Origin of the sequence: Rhodococcoides corynebacterioides, assembly GCF_019834675.1 — a bacterium.
Taxonomy (GTDB): domain Bacteria; phylum Actinomycetota; class Actinomycetes; order Mycobacteriales; family Mycobacteriaceae; genus Rhodococcoides; species Rhodococcoides corynebacterioides_A.
On sequence record NZ_JABUBU010000010.1, the window covers coordinates 46,086 to 67,615 of the forward strand.

A 21,530-nucleotide genomic window follows, 5' to 3' on the forward strand; every position below is an offset into this window, starting at 1 on the left:
CTCGGGGTGGAGGTCCAGATGCAGTTCGCGCCGGTACGCCGTCTCGAGGATGGAGCGTTGGCCGGGGCGGAGCTGCAGGTCCGGGGTCCGAGCGGTACCGCTCTCGGTACCGCATCCGCACTGCGCCACGCCGCGCAGCTGATGGGTCAGCGCGCCGATCTGGACGAGTACAAGCACCGGCACGCCCGCACGCCGCTCGCGCGGACCGTCGCCGACCACCTGCCCCTGCTGGTGACCATCGACTCCGAGTCGCCGCTGGCCGCGGAGCCGGCCACCGAGGGTCTCGAGCGCACCATCGTCACCGTCGACGCGACCGACGTGCTGCGCAACCCGCATAGCGCGCTGGCCCGCGTGGTGTCGGCGCGGGCGTCGGGCCGCCTGGTCGCGCTCGACGGGGTCGGGGTGGACGTCCAGGCCGCGACGCTGCTGTCACTCATCGAGCCGGACATCGTCGTGACCGCCGCCGAGCTCCACTCCGGGTCCGCCCGGACGGACATCGGTGCCACCGCCCACGCCCTGTCCGCCTACGTCGAGCGCAGCCACGCCGTGATCGTCGCCGAGGGAATCGACGACGACGCCGCGCGCCTCGCCGCTCAGACCGTCGGCGCGACGTACGGGATCGGTCGCCTGTACCCGGCCGTCGACGATCCCGCGGGTCTGCTCGCCGAGGACGTCGTCCCGATGCCGCACGCCCCCGTGTGGTCCACCCCCATCCCGGGGGACACCACGCCGTACGCAATCGCCTCCGAGCACGCGACGCCGCGGCGCGGCACCAAGCGGGTCCTGGTGCAGATGAGCAAGTCGCTGGAGAAGCAGGCGGTGGCGGCAGGGTCCGCCATGTTGGCGCTGGGGACGTTCCAGCACGCCACGCACTTCACGGATCGGACGGCGCAGCGCTGGCGGCACCTGGCGGACACCATCGGGTTCGCCGGCGTCTACGGCGTCGGGCTGACGCAGATGCTCGACGGCAACACCCAGCACGCGCCGCTGGATCCGGCGGACGACATGGTGAACGAGTGGACCGTCGTGGTCCTCGGGCCGCATCACGCGGCGTTGCTCTCGGCGCGGGACCGTCACGACAACGGACCCGACCTCGAGCGCACGTTCGACTTCGTCCAGACCTACGACCGCACGACGGTCACGCAGGCGGCGCACGCGATCATGCACCGCTTCACACCGTAGGGCCTACGACATCTCACACCGTAGGGCCTACGACATCTCACACCGTAGGACCTACGACGACGTCAATGCGACGGCGGCGCGGGCGATGGCCAGTTCCTCGTCGGTGGGCACCACCAGCACGGTGACCGCGCTGGAGTCGGCGGAGATCACCCGAGCGTCCTTGCTGCGCACGGCGTTACGCTCGGCATCGAGCACGATGCCGTAGTTCTCCAGGTCGGCCAGGGCGGCGGCGCGGACCTCGGGCGAGTTCTCGCCGACGCCGGCGGTGAAGGTGACGACGTCGACGCGTCCGAGCCCGATCATGTACGCCCCGAGGTACTTCCGCAGGCGGTGGACGTAGACGTCGAAGGCCAACCGGGCGTCGTCGTCGCCGTCGTCGACCAGGCGGCGGAGCTCGCGGAAGTCGGTGACGCCGGACAGTCCCTTGATGCCGGAGCGCCGGTTCAGCAGGGTGTCGATGCCGTCGACGTCGAGATCGGCGCTGCGACGCAGGTGCATGACGATGCCCGGATCTATGTCACCGCTGCGGGTGCCCATGACCAGCCCCTCGAGCGGGGTCAGACCCATCGTCGTGTCCACGGCGGCGCCGCCGCGCACCGCCGACGCCGACGCCCCGTTGCCGAGGTGGAGCACGATCTGGTTGAGCGACTGCGGATCCCGCTCCAGGAATTCGGCCACCCGGCCGCTGACGTACTCGTGGGAGGTGCCGTGCATGCCGTACCGCTTGATGTCGTGCTCGCGGGCGACGTCGCGGTCGATCGCGTAGGTCGACGCCGCCGCGGGTAGGGCGTGGAAGAAGGCGGTGTCGAAGACGGCCACCTGCGGCACGTCGGGCAGCTCCCGGCGCGCCACCTCGATGCCCTTCACGTTCGCCGGATTGTGCAGGGGCGCGAGGGCACTGAGCCGGTCGACGGTGGCCACCACGTCGTCGTCGATCAGCGTCGGTTCGCTGAACACGGTGCCGCCGTGGACCACTCGATGACCGACGGCCGTGACACCGGCGTCGGCGAGCGAGAGCCCCGCCTCCGCCATGGTCTCGAAGGCGGTCCGCAGCGCCGCGTCGTGATCCGGGATCTCCAGCGTCCGCTCGGTGGTCTCGCCGCGGTAGGTGACCGCCACCGTCGCGTCGGACTCGCCGATGCGTTCGACGATGCCGTGCAGCACGCCGTCGGCCTGCTCGACGTCGACCACCTGGAACTTCACCGAGCTGGATCCGGAGTTGATCACCAGAACGGTCACTGCTCGGCCCCCTGCGCCTGAATCGCCGTGATGGCCACGGTGTTCACGATGTCCTGGACCAAGGCGCCGCGCGAGAGGTCGTTCACCGGTTTCGCCAGGCCCTGCAGCACCGGCCCCACCGCGACCGCGCCGGCGCTGCGCTGCACGGCCTTGTACGTGTTGTTGCCGGTGTTCAGATCGGGGAAGACGAAGACGGTGGCCTGCCCGGCGACGTCGGACTCGGGCAGCTTGGACTTCGCGACCGACGGGTCGACGGCGGCGTCGTACTGAATCGGCCCCTCCACCAACAGATCCGGCGCCCGATCCCGCACCAGGTCCGTCGCCTCGCGCACCTTCTCGACGTCCGCGCCGGAGCCGGAATCACCCGTCGAGTAGCTGAGCATCGCCACCCGCGGCTCGATGCCGAACATCGACGCCGTCGCCGCCGACGACACCGCGATGTCCGCCAGCTGCTCGGCGGTGGGATCGGGCACGACGGCGCAGTCGCCGTACGCGAGAACGCGATCGGCGAGGCACATGAGGAAGATCGACGACACCGTCGACACCCCCTCGCGAGTCTTGATGATCTCGAACGACGGCTTGATGGTGTGCGCCGTGGTGTGCGCGGCCCCGGAGACCATGCCGTCGGCAATGCCCTTGTGCACCATCATGGTTCCGAAGTACGAGATGTCCGCCATCACCTCGCGCGCCTTCTCCGGAGTCATGCCCTTGTGCTTGCGCAGCTCGGCGTACTCGGCCACGAAGTCGTCGAAGTGCTCCGACGTCGTCGGGTCGAGGACGGTGGCCGCGGACAGGTCGACGCCGAGTTCCCCGGCCCGCCGGGTCACCGCGGTCTCGTCGCCGAGGATGGTCAGGTCGGCGACCTGCCGCTGCAGCAGACGCCCGGCGGCGCGCAGGATGCGGTCGTCACCGCCCTCCGGGAGAACGATGTGCCGACGGTCGGCGCGGGCCCGGTCGATCAGGCGGTACTCGAACATCTGCGGCGTCACCACCGACGGCATCGCGACGTCGAGCCGGGCCAAGATGTCCTCGGCCTTGATGTGCTGCTCCACCACCGCGAGTGCCGTGTCGACCTTGCGCTGCGATCCCACGGCGACGCGGCCGCGGGTGTTCGCGGCCACGCTGGCGGTGTCGAAGGTGCCGAGCTCCGTGGTGAGGATCGGCAGCCGGGGCTGCAGTCCCGCAATGAGTTTCGCGATCATGGGGTGCGGCTCGAGCCCACCGTTCATGACGATGCCCGCGAGGGATGGGAAGCCGTCGGCCTCGTGCGCGTTGACGAGGGCGAGCAGAACCTCGGAACGATCCGCGGGCGCGATGACGACGACGGCGTCGGACAGTCGCTCGAGGATGTGCTCGGCGGTCATGCCGCCCACCATCACGCGGAGCGCTTCCCGTTGCAGCAGTTCGGGATCGCCGCTGTAGAGCTCCCCCTTCATGGCGGTGAGCAGCTCGTCCATGGTGGGCGCGACCAGCAGCGGCACCTCCGGCAGCGCCCACGCCGGCACGTCGTCGGTGGCCAGGCGGTCGATCACCTCGTCCAGGGCGTCCGGATCGCACCGGTTGGCGACGATCCCCGCCAGATGCGCTCGGTGCGTGGACAACTCGGACCGGCAGAGATCGGCCAGGTGCGCGACCTCCTCGGGCGTGCGCTCCGATCCCCGCAGCGCCAGCAGGACCGGCAGGCCGAGATTGACCGCGATACGCGCGTTGAAGCCCAGCTCGCTGGGGCTCGCGATGTCGGTGTAGTCGCTCCCGATCACCACGACGGCGTCGCACTGGGCCGCCACCTCGTGGTACCGACGCACGATCTCCGCGAGCGCGGCGTCGGGATCGGCGTGCACCTCGTCGTACGTCACCCCGAGCGACTGCTCGTAGGTGGTGTCTGCCGTGGTGTGGTCGATCATCAGCTCGAGGATGTAGTCGGTCTCCGACGACGAGCGCGCGATGGGCCGGAACACCCCCACCCGCGCCGTCGACGCCCCGAGCATGGTCAGCAGACCCAGCGCGATCGTGGACTTGCCGGTGTCCCCCTCCGGCGACGCGATGTAGACGCCACGAACTACCCCGCTGGACTCGGTGTCGGCCATGCCGCCCACCCTAGTTCAGCCGAGTCGGCGCAGTCGGGGCTCGAGGTCGGTCCGGAACAACTCCAGGAAACGGCGCTGATCGTGTCCCGGCGCGTGGAAGACCAGGTGGTTCAGGCCCGCGTCGACGTACTGCTTCACCTTCTCGACGGCCTCGTCCGGATCGGACGCGACGATCCACCGCTTGGCCACCTGCTCGATCGGCAGCTCGTCGGCCGCCTTCTCCATCTCGATCGGATCGTCGATGGAGTGCTTCTGCTCCGGCGTCAGCGACAGCGGCGCCCAGAACCGCGTGTTCTCCAGTGCGGCGTCGGGGTCGGTGTCGTAGGAGATCTTGATCTCGATCATGTGGTCGATCTCGTCGACCGACCGCTCCTTCTTCTCCGCACCCTCCGCCACCGCGGGCAGCAGCTTGTCGGTGTAGAGCTCCATGCCCTTGCCGGAGGTGCAGATGAATCCGTCGCCCGCCCGGCCGGCGTAGCGCGCCACCACCGGACCGCCGGCCGCGACGTACACCGGGACGCCGCCGTCGGGCACGTCGTAGATCGAGGCGCCGGACGTGCGGTAGTACTCGCCGTCGAAGTCCACGCGGTCGCCGAGCCACAGCTCACGCATGAGCGAGACCGCTTCCCGCAGCCGCGCGAACCGCTCCTTGAACTCGGGCCACTCGCCGGAGAAGCCGGTGGCGATCTCGTTGAGGGCCTCGCCGGTGCCGACGCCGAGGAAGATGCGGTTCGGGTACAGGCAGGCCATGGTGGCGAACGCCTGCGCGATCACGGCGGGGTTGTAGCGGAAAGTCGGGGTCATCACCGAAGTGCCGAGCTGCAGGCGTTCGGTGCGCTCGCCCACCGCCGTCATCCAGGCCAGGGAGAACGGCGCGTGCCCGCCCTCGTGGCGCCACGGCTGGAAGTGGTCGCTGACCGTGGCGGAGTCCATGCCGGCGGCCTCCGCCGCGACGCCGAGCTCCACCAGCTCACGTGGGCCGAACTGCTCGGCGGACGCCTTGTATCCCAACTTCAGTTCCCGTGCCACGCCGCACTCCTCGCTCCGTCGACCACCTCTGCCGCTCTCGAATGTAGGCGCTGGGGCGTCCGGCCCGGCAGCAGGGACCGTGCGTGGCAGCACACGACCGCGTCCGAACGACGGGTTCCCGCCGATCCGGCGCGGTTGTGTGCCGTCCCGCAGCACCGGCGCGCGCCTAGGGTCGAGCCATGGCCACCCCGCCCGGCTCCGCCCGCACCGACGAGCTCGCCGAACAGATCGTCGGCACCTACTTCGCCCTGCGCGCGGCCCTGACGATCCTGGCGGTGGGCCTGCCGGTGGTGCTGGTCGGCTGGTCGCTGGCCGACCCCGCGCTACCCGTCCTCGGCTCGATCAGCGAGTACTACTGGAGCCCGGCGCGGGACGTCTTCGTGGGCGCGCTCGTCGGCACCGGCATCACCCTGATCTGCTACCGCGGCTACGGCCCGCTCGAGAACCGGCTGCTCAACGTCGCCGGCACCCTGCTCGTGATCGTCGCGCTGGTGCCGACGGACCCACCCGGCGACGAGGCGTTCGGCCTCCGGATGGCAGTGCACGCCGCCGCGGCGGTGGGGTTCTTCGTCACCTTCGCCGCGTCCGTGTGGTGGTGCGCCGACGACACCCTCGGCTCGTCCGACGACTCCGCGCGGCGCATCCGCCGCTACCGCACCGCCTACCGTGTGGTGGCGTTCGTGGTGGTGATCGCCCCGCTCGTCGCGTTGGGCCTCGTCCTGCTCTTCGGTCAGGGTGCGCTGGCCGTGCTGGTGGTCGAGGCCGTCGCCGTGGTCACCTTCGGCGGGTACTGGGCGCTGAAGTCCTACGAACTGCGCGGCACCCGACTCATCGAGACGTGATGCCGTGCTCGCGAGCCGCGACGATCCCATGGTGCCGCGCCGCGACGTCCGGATGCGCCCGCGTCCGCGACTTCCACGCGTTCTCTCCGTACGTGGAGAAGATCGGATTGTCCGGATCCACCTCGACACCACGGGATTCCGCGGCGAACTCGGCGGGAAGGTCGAGCACCGGGATGCGAGCGTCGAGGGCCGGGTTGTAGAAGTAGGGCACCGAGATGCGGTCCTGTCCCGGTTCCGGCGCGACCACCCGATGCCGCGTCGCCCGCAGGTAGCCCCCGGTGGCCACCTCGAGCAGTTCGCCGATGTTGACGACGAAGGTGCCCGGCACCGGTGGCGCGTCGATCCACGTGCCGTCCTCGCGTTCCACCTGCAGTCCGGTCGAGCCCTCCTCGAGCAGGAGCAGGGTCAGCACCCCCGAATCCTTGTGCGCCCCCACCCCTTGCGGGTTCTCGCGGGTGCCGGGATACCGCACGATCTTGATGAGCGTCGCGGGCTGGACGAACGCCGCGTCGAAGGTGTCCTCCGCAGCACCGAGCGACGCCGCCCAGTGCCGCAGCAACCGGGCCCCGAGCGCGGACAGCGCGGCATCCCACTGCTCGACGGCCGGGCGCAGCTCGGGCAGCGCGGACGGCCATCGGTTGGGGCCCTGCAGGTTCCAGTACCCCTGCGCGCCGGGAATCGCGTCGCGCTCCGGGCCGATGTCGATCTGCTCGCGCCAGTCGACGGCGCCGCCCGTCAGCTCACCACCCACCCGGCTGTAGCCGCGGAAGTGCGGCGACTCGAGGTGGTCGATCTCCGCTTTCGCCTCGTCCGGGAGCGCGAAGAACCGGCGCGCCAGAGCGATCAGCTCGGCCCCGACGGCGGGGTCGAGGCCGTGACCGGCCAGGTAGAAGAAGCCGTCGCGGTGGGTCGCCTCACGCAGCGCGGTCCGGAACGCAGTGGGATCCTCGTCCGCCGTGGACAGGTCGAGGACGGGCAGAGCGGTCATGACGGCCTCCCGGGTAGTGCAGTGCTGTGTCGGGCCGCACGGGGCCCGCGGGTCAGAACCCGACCCCGGCGAACGGGGCGAGCTCGGTCGTGAAGAGCGTGTCGGCCGCGGCCGGCGCCGCCGCGTCCCCGGTCACCAACCCGGCCACCGCGAGCGAGCGCCACGACGTCCCGCCGAGCAGCACGGCCGCCAGGTCGCGGACGTGCACTCGCAGCGCGCCGGGCCCGTCGACCCGGTGGACCCCGTCCGGACCCACCTCGACCGTTCCGGCGTTCTCGGGCAGATCGTCGTCGTCGACGGTGATCGTGACGGACGGCCCCGCGCCGTACGTGCGGGCGGCGAGGGCGGCGTCGACGTCGAGAATCCGGAGCCACGTCTCGTCCGAGGTCGACTGCAGACGGACGGCGCGGCGGTCGTGGACCAGCAGCGGCAGCACGGTGTCGACGGGCACCGCGCCGAACGTGATGCGGTCCACCAGGTCGAGTCGGAGCAAAAACCGCAGCAGGTCGGCGAACACCGCGTCGGTGGACGCGTGCAGGTCGTCGACGACGACGCGTCGGTCGGCGCCCGACCACCACTGCGACGGGTCCGCCGGGCGATAGCGCACGTAGCCGTCGTCGCGTCCGTCGGTGGAGTGCACCGCGATCCACACCGGCTTGTCGTCCTCGCGCAGTCGGTGGGCCGCCCACCAGATCGGCAGCCGCGAGACGAAACCCGGCCGGGCCGAGGGGTTCTCGTCGACGATCGCCGCCTGCCGGTCGAGCGCCCCGTCGCGATCGATCAGGCGGGTGGTTCCCGACGTCGCCACGCCGTCGCGCAGCCGCGCGCGGGCAGTGATCACCTCGGCCCGCAGCGACGACGTCGCGACGCCGTACCCGTACCGCCCGTAGATGACGGCCTCCGACGCCCGCAGCGTGGCGACGACGTGGCCGGCGTCTCGCGCGTCGCGCAGCTGGCGGCGCAGCAGGGCGGAGACGACGCCGCGACGCGTGTGGGTCGGCAGCACCCCGACGTGGGTGACGGCGAGGTGTGACACGGCGGCGCCGCCGGGGAGGGTGAGGGTGCCGATGCCACCGTCGGTGGTACCGACAAGTGTCGACGAGTCGGTGGTACCGACAAGTGTCGACGAGTCGGTGGTACCGACAAGTGTCGACGAGTCGGTCGTTCCGACGAGGGTCGACGCGTCGTACGCGCCGTAGGTGAGGCCGGGTTCGCGCAGGGTGGTCACGACCTCGCGGGTGACCGGCAGCCCCGGCAACCCCACCATCGCGGCGCGGAACACCTGCTGGGAGGCGAGCAGCTCGTCGGGGGTGCGCAGGAGGCGGATCTCGACCATTCCGCCAGCCTAGGTCCGCGGTGCTCCCCGGCCGCGACGGGGCAGAATGGACCCGTGACCACGAACCCAGCCGACCACCGGTGGACCTACCTCATGGACATGGACGGGGTCCTGGTGCACGAGGAGCACCTGGTTCCGGGCGCCGACCGCTTCCTCCAGGAGCTGCAGGACACCGGCACGCCGTTCATCGTGCTGACCAACAACTCCATTCGCACGCGTCGCGACCTGCAGGCGCGCCTGCGCCGGACGGGGCTCGAGATTCCCGAGGAGTCCATCTGGACGTCCGCGCTGGCGACCGCGACGTTCCTGCACAACCAGCGGCCGGGCGGAACGGCGTACGTGGTGGGCGAATCGGGCTTGACGACGGCCTTGCACGACATCGGCTACATCATCACCGACATCGACCCGGACTACGTGGTGCTCGGCGAGACGCGCACGTACTCGTTCGAGGCGATCACGACGGCGATCCGCCTGGTCGAGCGCGGCGCGCGCTTCATCGCGACCAACCCCGACGCGACCGGTCCGTCGCGGGACGGCTCGCTCCCGGCGACCGGGTCCGTGGCCGCCCTGATCACGCGGGCCACCGGTCGCGAGCCGTACTACGTGGGCAAGCCGAACGCACTCATGATGCGCTCGGCCCTGCGAGCCATCGGTGCACACTCGGAGAACACGCTGATGATCGGCGACCGCATGGACACCGACGTGGTGTCCGGGCTCGAGGCGGGACTGCAGACGATTCTGGTGCTCACCGGCATCTCGACGCGCGCGTCGGTGGAGATGTATCCGTTCCGGCCGACGCGGGTCATCGAGTCGGTCGCGGACCTGGTGGGCCACACGGAGACTCCGTTCGGATGACCTTTCTCTACTCCCGTCCCGACCGCAGCGTGGTGGCGTCGGGCGCACGGCAGTCGTTCGACCACGTCGACGACGCGCGCGAGGCGCTCGCCGACGGTGACGCGTCGGTTCTGGTGGGGGCGTTCGGGTTCGACGCCACCACGCTGTGCGCGCTGGTGGAGCCGGTCACGTTCGAGCGGTACGACGAGCCCCGCGTCCCCGCCGACGACCTCGACCTGCCGGGGGCGGTGATCGCCTCGCGGAACCCGCCGCCGGAGAAGCACGTCGACCGAGTGCGCCGGGCCCTGACCATCCTGCGGCACCCCGGCGGGGCACTGCGCAAGGTGGTGCTGGCCCGCTCGATCACCCTGGTCTTCGACCGCCCGCTGGACCCGATCGTGTTGGCGGACAGCCTGATCGCGGCCAACCCCGGCCACAACGGGTTCTGCGTCGACCTCACCGCGGCGGGTGGCCCGTACTTCGGGCGTCACCTCGTCGGCGCGTCGCCGGAACTGCTGGTCCGCCGTACCGGACGGGAGGTGGTGTGTCGTCCCTTCGCCGGGACCGCTCCGCGCAGCGCCGACCCCGACGCCGACCGCGCGGCCGGCGAGGCGCTGCTCGCCAGCGCGAAGAACCTCGAGGAACACCGCTACGTGGTCGACGCCATCGCCGCCGCGCTCGCCCCGCTGTGCGACGACCTCGACGTTCCCGCCGAGCCGACGCTGATCGGGACGCCGGCCGTGTGGCACCTCGCGACCCCGATCACCGGCACTCTGCGCGAGACCGCCACCACCGCACTGGATCTCGCGTTGGCGCTGCACCCGACGCCCGCCGTCGCGGGCAGCCCCACCGACCTGGCCCTGCGCACCATCGACCTGGTCGAGTCGGGCCGCAGCCGCGACTTCTACGCCGGTGCCGTCGGGTGGTGCGACGCCTCGGGCGACGGCGAGTGGATGGTGGCCATTCGCTGCCTCGACCTCGCGGCCGACGGCAAGAGCGGTGTCGCGACGGCCGGCGGCGGCATCGTCGCCGAGTCCGACCCCGACGCCGAACTCGACGAGACCACCGCCAAGTTCGCGACGGTGCTCGCGCCGTTCGGCCTCGCCTGATCGGACGCGCGAGCGCCGCGCCGCCGCTATCGGCTCAGCGCGCCCTCGACGTCACCGAGCAGGTCCGCCACGTCCTCGAGACCGACGGAGATGCGGACCACGCCGTCCGTGATCCCCACGGCCGCACGGCCTTCCGGTCCCATGGACCGGTGGGTCGTCGTGGCCGGGTGCGTCGTCATGGTCTTGGCGTCGCCGAGGTTGTTCGAGATGTCGACGATGCGCAACCCGTTGAGGAACTGGAACGCCCGCTCCTTGCCGCCCTCGAGCTCGAACGTGACCACGGTGCCGCCGCCGGACATCTGGGACATCGCCAGCTCGTGCTGCGGGTGCGACTCGAGGTACGGGTACCGCACCCACGAGATGCCGGGCTGCGTCTCGAGGAACTCCGCCACGGCCAACGCGGACGCCGTCATCCGCTGCACCCGCAGGGCCATCGTCTCGAGACCCTTGAGCAGGGTCCACGCGTTGAACGGGCTCAGCGCCGGGCCCGTGTGCCGCATGAGCTTCTGGACCGGGCCGTCGATGTAGTCCTGCGAGCCCAGGATCGCGCCGCCGAGCACGCGGCCCTGACCGTCGATGTGCTTGGTGCCGGAGTAGACCACCACGTCGGCGCCGAGGTCGAAGCTCCGCTGCAGGATCGGCGTCGCGAAGACGTTGTCCAGCACCACCTGTGCGCCCGCGGCGTGGGCCATCTCGACCACCCGCCGGACGTCCACCAGCGACTGCATCGGGTTGGACGGCGTCTCGAAGAACACCGCCGTGGTGGGCACCGACAGCGCCTGCTCCCACTGGTCGAGATCCTCGCCGTCGACGAAGACCGTCTCCACGCCCCACCGCGGCAGGATCTCGTTGCACACCACGAAGCACGAGCCGAACAGACTGCGCGCCGCCACCAATCGGTCCCCGGCCTTCAGCAGCGCCCCGAGCGCGGTGAACACCGCCGACATGCCGGACGACGTCGCGAACGCCGCCTCCGCGCCGTCGAGCAGCCGAATGCGCTCCTCGAACATCGACACCGTCGGGTTGCCGTAGCGCGAGTAGACGAAGTGGTCGACGTCACCCGTGAAGGCCTGCTCGGCCGCCTCCGCGCTCTCGTAGACGAAGCCCGACGTGAGGTAGAGCGCCTCGGCGTTCTCCTCGAACCCGGACCGGTTCAGCCCGCCGCGCACTCCCAGGGTGCCGGGGCCCACGCCGCCGGGAAGGGGCTTGGCGAAGCCACCGCCGCGAGGGATCACTTCTGCCGCCACGCGAGGCCGACCGCACGCCACCCGGCGCCGCCGCGGTGCCCGTCCTCGTCGGTGGCGCCCTCGAACCCGTCGAGCACGTTGTAGGCCGGCGAGATGCCGGCCGCCGTCGCGGCCTCCGCGGCGCCGATGGACCGCTGACCGGAGCGACACAGGAAGACCACCGGGCCGGACTCGACCCCGGACGCGCGCAGCTGCTCGACGAAGTGCTCGTTCGGCCGACCGTCGGGGTAGCTCACCCACTCGACGAAGGCGGTGCGCTTGTTCAGCGACGAGGTGTCCGGCACACCGACGTACGTCCATTCCGCGTGCGTACGGACGTCGACCAACGACGCGTTCGGATCCGAGGCCAGCATCTCCCAGGCCTGCTCGGGCGTGATGTCTCCTGCGTAGCTCACGGCCCCAGTTTCGCACACAGGGCTTCGTGCCCGATTTGTCGCATAGTCGCAGCGCAGGGCGGTATGAGGGCAAGATGTGCCGATGAGCGACACCACTGCTCCGGGGAGCGAAGCCACCGCGTCGGCGCAGGATTCCACCGGGACCGACTTCACGCACAAGCAGATCCTGACCGTCATCTCCGGGCTGATGCTCGGAATGTTCCTCGCGGCGCTGGATCAGACGATCGTCTCGACGTCGATCCGCACCATCGCCGACGACCTGCAGGGGTTCTCCATCCAGGCGTGGGTCACCACGGCGTACCTCATCACCGCCACGATCTCGACCCCGCTCTACGGCAAGCTGTCCGACCTCTACGGCCGCAAGCAGTTCTTCCTCGCCGCCATCACAATCTTCGTGATCGGGTCGGCGCTCTGCGGCTTCGCGACGTCGATGTACCAACTGGCCGCGTTCCGCGCCGTGCAGGGCCTCGGCGCCGGCGGCCTGTTCTCGCTGGCCCTGACCATCGTCGGCGACATCGTCCCGCCGCGCGAACGCGCCAAGTACCAGGGCTACTTCCTCGCCGTGTTCGGCACGTCGAGCGTGCTCGGTCCCGTCATCGGCGGCGTGCTCTCCGGCGCCGACGAGATCCTCTCGATCACCGGCTGGCGCTGGGTGTTCTTCGTCAACGTGCCCATCGGCGTCGTCGCGTTGTTCGTCGTCGCCAAGGTCCTGAATCTGCCGCCGCGGCGCGGGAACGCCGTCGTCGACTGGGGCGGCGCCGCCGCGCTCGCGGTGGGCTTGGTGCCGCTGCTGATCATCGCCGAGCAGGGCCGCGTCTGGGGCTGGGGCTCCGGCCGGGCGGTGATCTGCTACGTCGTCGGCGCGCTCGGTATCGCCGCGTTCATCGCGGTCGAGGTCCGGATGAAGTCGAACGCCCTGATTCCCATGCGCTTCTTCCGCAACTCGACGTTCAGCATCGGACTGCTGCTGTCGGTGGTCACCGGCGCCGCGATGTTCGGCGGCATCACCCTGCTGCCGCAGTACCTGCAGGTGGTCAAGGGATCGTCGCCGACGCTCGCCGGGTTCCAGATGCTGCCGCTGGTGCTGGGCATCATGATCGCCTCGGTCTTCTCCGGGCAGATGATCTCCCGCACCGGGCACTACCGCCCGTACCCGATCATCGGCACCACCCTGATGACGGTCTGCATGTTCGCGTTCTCGTTCATCCGCTACGACACCCCGCTGTGGGCGATCATGCTCGCGATGTTCGGGTTCGGATTCGGCCTGGGCAACCTGATGCAGCCGCTCACCCTCGCCATCCAGAACGCGCTGCCGCCGCAGGACATGGGCGTCTCGACGTCGTCGGCCACGTTTTTCCGCCAGATCGGCGGCACCATCGGCGTCGCCGCGTTCCTGTCGCTGCTGTTCTCCCGCGTCACCGACACCATTCGCGACGCGTTGATCTCGGCCGCCGCGACGCCCGAGTTCCAGTCCGCCGTGGGCGAGGCCGCGCAGAGCGGCGACCCGACGGTCGCCGGGCTGGCGCGGGGACTGGCGTCGGGCGACGGGTCGGCGGCCGGCGGGGTCCTCGAGGACACGTCGTTCATCCAGAAGCTGCCGACGGCCCTCGGTGACCCCTTCCGCATCGGCTTCTCCGACGCGATGGATCAGGTGTTCGTCGCCGCGGGCGTGCTCCTGGCCGTCGGGTTCGTCATCAACCTGTTCCACAAGGAGATCCCGCTGCGCACACAGGGCGGGTTGGCTGCGCAGCGGACGGAGCTAGCGGAGCCCTGAGCCGGCCCCGGTGCGCAGCGCACCGGGATCTGCGCAGGCTGCAACACACGCGGATCGAGCTGCGCTGCGCAGCCCGGCGGGCCGGGGGCGGACCTCAGCTGCTGCAGATCTTCCAAGCCTCGTCCTGACGCACGGCGTTCCAGGTCAGGGTCTGCTCGCTGCCGTCAAGGGTGACGGTGACGTCCACCTCGGCGGCGTCACCGTTCACCCGCACCTCGTCGATCGTCTCGAGCTCGACCGACTCGGCGTCACGCAACGGCGCGTTCACGATGCCGGCGCACTGCAGGGAGCTCAGCCGGTCGCCGTCGTTCTGCCCGGCGGCCTCGACGTACTCGGCGACCACCGTGCCCACCCGCTGGTTCTCGCTCACGTTGTCCTCGGGCGAGCGGGTCAGCGAGAGCACCGCGACGATGATCGCCACCACGGCCACCACCGCAGCCGCCGCGAGGAACGGGGCTGCGGTGGAACGGCCAGCGGGTTCGGGCTCGGGTGTGGTCATGCCCGGCAGTCTCTCACCCCTCCAGGGTCGGGTAATCGGTGTAACCCTCGGCGCCGCCGCCGTAGAAGGTGCTCTCGTCGGGAGTGTTCAGCTCGGTGTCGTGGGTCCAGCGCGTCACCAGATCCGGGTTCGCGATGAACGGGCGCCCGACGGTCACCGCGTCGGCCACGCCGTCGGCGACCAGGGTCACCGCGTCCTCCCGCGTGGTGGGCTTCTCGAAACCGGTGTTGAGCACCAGCGGACCCGACCACGCGGACCGGATCTTGCCGAGGAACGGATCGTCCGGCGAAACGAGGACGTGCAGGTAGGCCAGGCCGAGACCGTCGATGCCGTCCAGCAGTGCCTCGTAGGCGCCCGTCGTGTCGTCCTCGGCGATGCCGCTGGCCGTCGACCCGGGTGAGATGCGGATGCCCACGTGTCCGGCGCCGATCGCGTCGGCGACGGCGCGGGTCACCTCGACCACCAGACGCGCCCGGTTCGCCGGGCTCCCGCCGTACGCGTCGGTGCGGGTGTTGGCGCCGTCCGCGAGGAACTGGTGCAGCAGGTAGCCGTTGGCGGCGTGGATCTCGACGCCGTCGAGACCGGCCGCGATCGCGCGTCGGGACGCGTCGACGAACTCGGCGACGACGCCCGGCAGTTCCTCCGCCGTCAACGCCCGCGGCGTCGGGATGGGCTGCTCCCCGGATGCGGTGACCATGTCGATGCCGGGGGCGATCGCCGACGGCGCGACCGACTCCTCTCCGGTGTTGTCCGGGTGCGAGACGCGTCCGGCGTGCATCAGCTGCACCACGATTCGTCCGCCGCCGCCGTGCACGGCGTCGGCGATGCGCGCCCAGCCGGCCTGCTGTTCGTCGGTGTGGATGCCGGGGGTGTTCAGGTAGCCCTTGCCGACGGCGGACGGTTGCGTGCCCTCGGACACGATCAGTCCGGCGCCGGCCCGCTGCCGGTAGTACTCGACGTTGAGATCGTTCGGGGTGCCGTCGGGCTCACTGCGGTTGCGGGTGAGCGGGGCCATCCACACGCGGTTGCGGGTGGCGATGGCCCCCGCCTCGAGTGGCTGGAGAATCGGGGAGTCGGGGCCTAGTTCGGTCACGGGTGGTGCCTTTCCGGGGGTTTCGTCGGACTGTCTCTATTCGTCGCCACAACGGTGCCTCGACTGTTCGATGCCGATTCCCTACCGCTGACCTGGCGCACCGCGGCCCCCACCTGTTCATTTATGCTTGGCTGTCCGCCTCGTTCGATCGTTAGGTAGATCCACGCTGATGACTGACCAGACCCGCCCGCTTCGTGTGGCCATCGTGGGCGCCGGCCCGGCCGGTATCTACGCCGCCGACGCGCTCATGAAGTCGGACCACAACGTGTCCGGTCCCGGCGTGAGCATCGACCTCTTCGAGCGCATGCCCGCCCCCTTCGGCCTGATCCGCTACGGCGTCGCGCCGGACCACCCGCGCATCAAGGGCATCATCACCGCGCTGCACAAGGTGCTCGACAAGCCGCAGGTCCGCCTGCTCGGCAACATCGACTACGGCACCGACATCGACCTGCCGACGCTGCGCCGCTTCTACGACGCCGTCATCTTCTCCACCGGCGCCAACGCCGACCGCGAACTGAAGATCCCGGGCATCGACCTCGACGGCAGCTACGGCGCCGCGGACTTCGTCTCCTGGTACGACGGCCATCCCGACGTGCCCCGCACCTGGCCGCTCGACGCAAAGAAGGTCGCCGTGCTCGGCGTCGGCAACGTCGCGCTCGACGTCGCCCGCGTGCTGGCCAAGACCGGCGACGAGCTGCTCCCCACCGAGATCCCGGCCAACGTGTACGAGGGCCTGAAGGCCAACAAGGCCGTCGAGGTGCACGTGTTCGGCCGCCGCGGTCCCGCGCAGGCCAAGTTCACCCCGCTCGAACTGCGCGAGCTCGACCACTCGCCCAACATCGAGGTCATCGTCGCGCCCGAGGACATCGACTACGACGAGGGCTCGGAGAAGGCCCGTCGCGAGTCCAAGCAGGTCGACATGGTGGCCAACACCCTGCAGGACTGGGCCATCCGCGACCAGGGCGACCGCCCGCACAAGCTGTTCCTGCACTTCTTCGAGTCGCCGCACGAGGTGCTCGGCGAGAACGGCAAGGTCGTCGGACTGCGCACCGAGCGCACGGAACTCGACGGCACGGGCAACGTGACGGGCACCGGCAAGTACACCGACTGGGACGTCCAGGCCGTGTACCGCGCCGTCGGCTACCTGTCGCAGAACATCGCCGACCTGCCGTTCGACGAGCTCGCGGGCACCATCCCCAACGAGGCCGGCCGCGTGCTGAACAACGACGGCACGCCGTTCCCGTCCACCTACGTCACCGGCTGGATCAAGCGCGGCCCGGTGGGCCTCATCGGCCACACCAAGGGCGACGCCAACGAAACCGTCGCCAACCTGCTGGCCGACGCGCCGTCGTTCGCCGGCGCGGAGGAGCCCGCCGAGGACGCGGTGACGTCGTTCCTCGAGTCGAAGAACATTCCGTTCACCACGTGGGACGGCTGGTACCGGCTCGACGCCCACGAGCGCAGCCTGGGTGAGCCCCAGGGCCGCGAGCGGGTCAAGGTCGTCGAGCGCGAGGACATGCTCCGCGCCAGCGAGCCCGACAAGATCTAGATCCGGACCGCCAGCAGGCGTCCTTCACGCTCCTCCTTGCGAGCGTGTTCGTTGAAATCCGGTGCGGCGCACGCGAACAGCGTGCGCCCATCGGATCCACCGAATCCGCAGGCGAACACGCCGGTGTCGAAGGCCAGCTCGTCCACGACGCCGTCGCCCTCGCGGATCTGCACGATGCGCTGGTTCAGCGCGTCGGCCGCCCACAGCGTGCCGTCCGGTCCCAGCGCGCAGCCGTCGGGTGCCATTACCACCTCGCCGATCCCGGTGGCCATGTCGGTCGACTCCGGCATCGGCCCCAGCACCGCCCAGTCCCGACGCGGGCCCAGCACGCCGTCGGCACCGATCCGGAACGCGGAGATCCTGTTGCCGAGGGTCTCGTCGACCAGCAGGTCGCCGTCGGCGGTCACCGCCATCCCGTTGGGGAAGTGCAAGTCCGTCGCGTCCTCGTGGACCGACCCGTCGGGCTCGACGCGCAGGAGCGACGCCGTCTCGATCGGGGCGAGGTTCATCAGGTCGAAGCCGAAGTTGCCCACGTACGCGCGGCCGTCGGCGTCGACGTGCATGTCGTTGGCGTGACCGGTGGCGTGCGCCGAGAGATCCGCGTGCTCGACGAGGCTGCCGTCGGTCTCCCGGCGCAGGACCTTCCGGTCCCGCATCGACACCACCAGCAGTCGACCGTCGGGCAGCCAGCCGAGGCCCGACGGCTGCTCCGGCACCTCCGCCTCCACCCGGACGTCGTCGCCGTCCTCGGTCGCGGACAGCACCTGCCCGGTGTAGAAGTCGGACACCCAGATGCGCCCCTCGTGCCACCGCGGGCACTCGAAGTAGGTGTAGCCCTCCAGCACGATGGTCGGTTCGGCCTTCATGGATCTCCTCGATTCTCGTCCACCATCCGCGGTGGGTCGTACGCCGTAAGCCTCCGTGAGGCATCCTGACAGACGTGTTCGACAGCCACGTCCACATCAGAGATCCTCGATTTCCGTTGGTGAACAACGAGACCTACCAACCGGAGTCGTACACCGTCGCGGACTACCTCGCCGACGTCGACGGACTCGGCGTGACCGGCGGAGCCGTCGTGTCCGACACGTTCCAGTCGAAGGACGCGGCGTTCCTGACCTCCGCGCTGGACGAGCTCGGTCCCGGCTGGGTGGGGGTGGTCCACCTCGGCGACGACGCCACCGACGACGACATCGCGGCGCTCGACCGCGCCGGGGTCCGCGCGCTGCGCTTCCACCTCCGACGGGGCGTCTCGGACCTGCCGACCATGACCCGCCAGGCCGTGCGCGCCCACGCGGTCGCCGGGTGGCACGCCGAGTTCTACGTCGACGCGGGCCTGCTCCGCACGCTCGAACCCGTGATGTCCAAGCTGCCCGCCGTGAGCGTCGACCACCTCGGGATGAGCGAGGACGCGATGCCCTATCTGCTGGACCTCGTCGACCGCGGCGTCCGGGTGAAGGCGTCGGGATTCGGCCGCATCCAGCACGACCCGGTCTCGGCGATGCGCCGCATCCACGCCGTCAACCCCGACGCCCTGATGTTCGGATCGGACCTGCCGGGCACCCGCGCGCGGCGCCCGTTCGACCCCGCCGACCTCGACCTGATCGCCGAGGCCGTGGGCGGTGACCTGCAGGCCGTACTGGTGGGCAACGCGCGGGCCTGGTACCGGCAGCGGTAGGGCCGCCGGCCGGGGGTTGCGCGCGGGGGTCAGTCGGCCGTCGCCACGTCGTGCAGGATGCGGGCGAGGTCGGCGGGACGGCTCCACAGGGGCCAGTGGCCCGTCGGGAGGTCGACCAAATCCAGGTTCTCGAGGTGCGCGACCTCGGCGAACATGGGGTGGCCCGCCCGGGCGAGCTCCATCATCCGCTCACTGCGTATCGAGCAGCACACCATGGTGGTCGGCGTGCGGCGGCGCGCGTCGTTGGTCAGGTGCACGGCCTGCCGCAGGGTCGTCGCCGGGTGGTCCACGGCGTCCGCCCGGAACCGGGCGAGCGTTTCCTCGCTCAGTCCCTCGAGGCCGGCCTGCTGCCCCAGTACGTCGAACGGCGGCAGCGGTCGGTCGCCGTCGGCGGCGGGGTCGGCGGCGCTGCCGGACGTCACCGGCCCCGAGTCGACCCACACCATCCGATGGATCAGCTCGGGGTGCCGGTCGAGGACCAGGCAGGCCGGCGCGTTCGCCCCGCTGTGCGCTACCAGGACCGCCGCACGGCCCTCGCCCGCCCGCACGAGGCACTCCTCGATGGCCGCGGCCTGATCGTCGAGGGTTCTCGACGCGCGCAGGTCGTCGTCGGGGTCGAGGCCCGGCAGCGTGATCGGCCACGCCCGGGTGCCCAGATCGGTGAGAGCGGCGACCACCTCGTCCCACGCCCATGCGCCGAGCCAGTGGCCGGGGACGAGGACGACGTCGCGGGAGGCAGGTCGGTGCGGTGACGAGGCCGGGTTCGAGGTCATCCCTCGATGGTCGCGCCCGGGCCGTCCGGAAGGAAGGGCCGAACGTCAGAGCACGACGGCCAGCAACCAGGTGCCGGCGGCGAGGAGCGCCCCGAACAGTTCGACCAGGATCGACAGGCCCACCGCCTTGGTGGCGTGCACCGCGGACCGCCACGCCGACCCCGCCGTGCGGCTGCGCGGCAGTTCCGCCAGGAACACCCCCAGCGGGAAGCCGAGGAACAGCCCCACCACCGGGACGACGACGAACCCGACGATGCCGACCACCCCGCCGACGACGATCGAGCGCGTCGGCACCCCGGCGTCCCGCAGGCGTCGGCCCGGCCACAGGTACTTCACGACGCCCGCCACCACCAGCACCGCGGCGGCCACCCCGAACACCGTCCACGCCGTCGTCGTCGCGGTGAGGAACGCCCACACGCCGATGGCGGCGAGAATCAGCAGCACCCCCGGCAGGACGGGCACAACGACGCCGATCAGACCGACGACGATCGCCAGCCCGACGAGCAATTCGCCGGCGGGACTCACGACGGATCGCTCACGTCGCCGAGACCGGCCGCACCCGACTCGCCGCGGTGCGCGCACGCTCCCGGGCGGTCTCGACGTCCGCGGCCGTCGCGTAGGCGACGCCCATGCGTCGTCGGGCGAAGCTCTCCGGTTTGCCGAACAGCCGCACGTCGGACTCGGGGACCCGCAGTGCGTCGTCGACACCCTCGAACGCGATGCCGACCTCGTCGAGGCCGCCGTAGATCACGGCCGACGCGCCGGGTGAACGCAGCGAGGTGTCCACGGGCAGGCCCAGAATCGCGCGGGCGTGCAGCTCGAACTCCGAGAGCCGCTGCGTCCCCAGCGTGACCAGGCCGGTGTCGTGCGGGCGCGGGCTGACCTCGGAGAAGAAGACGTCGTCGCCCTGCACGAACAGCTCGACGCCGAACACCCCCCGCCCGCCGAGCGCCGTCGTGATGGTGCGGGCCACCTCGCGCGACGCCTCCAGCGCGACCGGCGACATCGGCTGCGGCTGCCACGACTCGACGTAGTCACCGGACTCCTGCCGGTGGCCGATCGGCTCGCAGAAGTACGTCTCGATCTCGCCGGATTCGTCGGAGGCGCGCACCGTGAGTTGCGTGATCTCGTAGTCGAAGTCGACGAAACCCTCGACGATCACCCGTCCCAGCGCCACGCGGCCGCCGGCCTGCGCGTGATCCCACGCCGCCTGGACGTCGTCGTCACCTCGCACCACCGACTGACCCTTGCCCGACGACGACATCACCGGCTTGATCACCGCCGGAAACCCGGTGCGGGACAGGACTTCCCGCATCTCGTCGACGCTGTCGGCGAAACCGTAGGGGGACGTCGGCAACCCCAACTCCTCCGCCGCGAGACGACGGATGCCCTCCCGGTTCATCGTCAGCTGCGTCGCGCGCGCCGTCGGCACCACCGTGGTGACGCCGCGCTGCTCGACGACGGCCAACGCGTCCGTGGCGATGGCCTCGATCTCGGGGACGATCAGATGCGGGCGCTCGGCGTCGATCACGGCCAGCAAGGCGTCGGGATCGCTCATGTCCACCGTGTGCGCACGGTGCGCCACCTGATGGCCGGGCGCGTCGGCGTACCGGTCGACGGCGATCACCTCGACCCCGAGCCGCTGCAGCGCGACGATCACCTCCTTGCCCAGCTCACCCGAGCCCAGCAGCATCACCTTGGTCGCGGACGGGGACAGCGGAGTTCCGAGCCGGAATGTCGTCACAGCAGGCATGCTAACGGGCATGGCGGACACGACGGATCTGCTGACCCGGTGCAGGTGACCGGAACCTGCACAGGTGCGACGGGACGGGGCGGTCCACGAACCTGCTCCCCTTTCCGCAACCTGCTTCGGTTGTAA

General features: G+C 70.7%; 20 protein-coding genes. 7 read left to right on the plus strand and 13 right to left on the minus strand.

Annotation, left to right across the window (positions count from 1 at the left end; genetic code table 11):
- Positions 1–18 precede the first annotated feature (18 nt).
- Positions 19–1,182, plus strand: coding sequence for a DICT sensory domain-containing protein (locus HQ603_RS12000; RefSeq protein WP_222684817.1), 1,164 nt, complete (start codon positions 19–21; stop codon positions 1,180–1,182).
- A gap of 51 nt (positions 1,183–1,233) precedes the next feature.
- Here HQ603_RS12000 and HQ603_RS12005 read toward each other — a convergent pair whose 3' ends face one another.
- From HQ603_RS12005 to fgd, 3 genes are read right to left on the minus strand one after another with little or no spacing between them, the layout of a single operon-like run.
- Entirely contained in the window at positions 1,234–2,421 is a 1,188-nt protein-coding gene (locus HQ603_RS12005; protein WP_222684764.1) for an acetate kinase, read from the minus strand.
- Positions 2,418–4,508 (minus strand): phosphate acetyltransferase, encoded by a 2,091-nt coding sequence (gene pta / locus HQ603_RS12010; protein WP_222684765.1) that lies wholly within the window; start codon positions 4,506–4,508, stop codon positions 2,418–2,420. The genes HQ603_RS12005 and pta overlap by 4 nt, the downstream gene beginning before the upstream one ends.
- A gap of 15 nt (positions 4,509–4,523) precedes the next feature.
- Positions 4,524–5,537: a glucose-6-phosphate dehydrogenase (coenzyme-F420) gene (gene fgd, locus HQ603_RS12015; protein WP_068099333.1), complete on the minus strand. Its 1,014-nt coding sequence runs from the start codon at positions 5,535–5,537 to the stop codon at positions 4,524–4,526.
- Between the two features lie 179 nt (positions 5,538–5,716).
- Here fgd and HQ603_RS12020 point away from each other — a divergent pair, with 179 nt between their 5' ends.
- Complete coding sequence (locus HQ603_RS12020; RefSeq protein ID WP_222684766.1) at positions 5,717–6,379, plus strand: hypothetical protein; 663 nt, start codon at positions 5,717–5,719, stop codon at positions 6,377–6,379.
- Here the strand turns inward: HQ603_RS12020 and HQ603_RS12025 are convergent.
- Together HQ603_RS12025 and HQ603_RS12030 are read right to left on the minus strand one after the other, a co-directional pair.
- A complete protein-coding gene (locus HQ603_RS12025; RefSeq protein ID WP_222684767.1) occupies positions 6,366–7,367 on the minus strand; it encodes an isopenicillin N synthase family dioxygenase in 1,002 nt (333 codons plus the stop codon). The two genes, HQ603_RS12020 and HQ603_RS12025, sit on opposite strands and share 14 nt — an antisense overlap.
- Positions 7,368–7,419: 52 nt before the next feature.
- Positions 7,420–8,703 (minus strand): GNAT family N-acetyltransferase, encoded by a 1,284-nt coding sequence (locus tag HQ603_RS12030; RefSeq protein ID WP_222684768.1) that lies wholly within the window; start codon positions 8,701–8,703, stop codon positions 7,420–7,422.
- Between the two features lie 93 nt (positions 8,704–8,796).
- Here HQ603_RS12030 and HQ603_RS12035 point away from each other — a divergent pair, with 93 nt between their 5' ends.
- A complete protein-coding gene (locus HQ603_RS12035) occupies positions 8,797–9,558 on the plus strand; it encodes an HAD-IIA family hydrolase (protein ID WP_068104775.1) in 762 nt (253 codons plus the stop codon).
- The gene (locus tag HQ603_RS12040) at positions 9,555–10,646 is read left to right on the plus strand and encodes an isochorismate synthase (RefSeq protein WP_222684769.1); all 1,092 of its coding nucleotides are present in this window, start codon (positions 9,555–9,557) and stop codon (positions 10,644–10,646) included. Before HQ603_RS12035 ends, HQ603_RS12040 begins: the two co-directional genes overlap by 4 nt.
- Before the next feature lie 26 nt (positions 10,647–10,672).
- Here HQ603_RS12040 and HQ603_RS12045 read toward each other — a convergent pair whose 3' ends face one another.
- Positions 10,673–11,878, minus strand: a complete 1,206-nt coding sequence (locus HQ603_RS12045; RefSeq protein ID WP_222684818.1) for an O-succinylhomoserine sulfhydrylase — start codon at positions 11,876–11,878, stop codon at positions 10,673–10,675.
- Positions 11,878–12,288, minus strand: coding sequence for a rhodanese-like domain-containing protein (locus HQ603_RS12050; protein WP_222684770.1), 411 nt, complete (start codon positions 12,286–12,288; stop codon positions 11,878–11,880). The genes HQ603_RS12045 and HQ603_RS12050 overlap by 1 nt, the downstream gene beginning before the upstream one ends.
- Before the next feature lie 82 nt (positions 12,289–12,370).
- On the opposite strand from HQ603_RS12050, the gene HQ603_RS12055 reads away from it, so the two are divergent.
- Positions 12,371–14,062, plus strand: a complete 1,692-nt coding sequence (locus tag HQ603_RS12055; RefSeq protein ID WP_222684771.1) for an MDR family MFS transporter — start codon at positions 12,371–12,373, stop codon at positions 14,060–14,062.
- A gap of 94 nt (positions 14,063–14,156) precedes the next feature.
- Here the strand turns inward: HQ603_RS12055 and HQ603_RS12060 are convergent, their stop codons facing one another.
- Together HQ603_RS12060 and HQ603_RS12065 are read right to left on the minus strand one after the other, a co-directional pair.
- Positions 14,157–14,561, minus strand: a complete 405-nt coding sequence (locus HQ603_RS12060) for an Rv0361 family membrane protein (protein WP_222684772.1) — start codon at positions 14,559–14,561, stop codon at positions 14,157–14,159.
- Between the two features lie 13 nt (positions 14,562–14,574).
- Complete coding sequence (locus HQ603_RS12065; protein WP_371831046.1) at positions 14,575–15,654, minus strand: alkene reductase; 1,080 nt, start codon at positions 15,652–15,654, stop codon at positions 14,575–14,577.
- Positions 15,655–15,823: 169 nt separating this feature from the next.
- Between HQ603_RS12065 and HQ603_RS12070 the strand changes: the two genes are divergently transcribed.
- Complete coding sequence (locus tag HQ603_RS12070) at positions 15,824–17,203, plus strand: FAD-dependent oxidoreductase (protein ID WP_222684773.1); 1,380 nt, start codon at positions 15,824–15,826, stop codon at positions 17,201–17,203.
- Here the strand turns inward: HQ603_RS12070 and HQ603_RS12075 are convergent.
- Positions 17,200–18,069 (minus strand): SMP-30/gluconolactonase/LRE family protein, encoded by an 870-nt coding sequence (locus HQ603_RS12075; RefSeq protein ID WP_222684774.1) that lies wholly within the window; start codon positions 18,067–18,069, stop codon positions 17,200–17,202. The two genes, HQ603_RS12070 and HQ603_RS12075, sit on opposite strands and share 4 nt — an antisense overlap.
- 74 nt (positions 18,070–18,143) lie before the next feature.
- Here HQ603_RS12075 and HQ603_RS12080 point away from each other — a divergent pair, with 74 nt between their 5' ends.
- A complete protein-coding gene (locus tag HQ603_RS12080) occupies positions 18,144–18,878 on the plus strand; it encodes an amidohydrolase family protein (protein ID WP_222684775.1) in 735 nt (244 codons plus the stop codon).
- A 29-nt stretch (positions 18,879–18,907) separates the two neighbouring features.
- Here HQ603_RS12080 and HQ603_RS12085 read toward each other — a convergent pair whose 3' ends face one another.
- From HQ603_RS12085 to purT, 3 genes are read right to left on the minus strand one after another with little or no spacing between them, the layout of a single operon-like run.
- Positions 18,908–19,651, minus strand: coding sequence for an alpha/beta fold hydrolase (locus HQ603_RS12085; RefSeq protein WP_222684776.1), 744 nt, complete (start codon positions 19,649–19,651; stop codon positions 18,908–18,910).
- A 45-nt stretch (positions 19,652–19,696) separates the two neighbouring features.
- Positions 19,697–20,176, minus strand: a complete 480-nt coding sequence (locus HQ603_RS12090) for a DUF456 domain-containing protein (RefSeq protein WP_222684777.1) — start codon at positions 20,174–20,176, stop codon at positions 19,697–19,699.
- A gap of 10 nt (positions 20,177–20,186) precedes the next feature.
- Positions 20,187–21,344, minus strand: a complete 1,158-nt coding sequence (gene purT, locus HQ603_RS12095; RefSeq protein ID WP_371831047.1) for a formate-dependent phosphoribosylglycinamide formyltransferase — start codon at positions 21,342–21,344, stop codon at positions 20,187–20,189.
- Between the last annotated feature and the right edge of the window lie 186 nt (positions 21,345–21,530).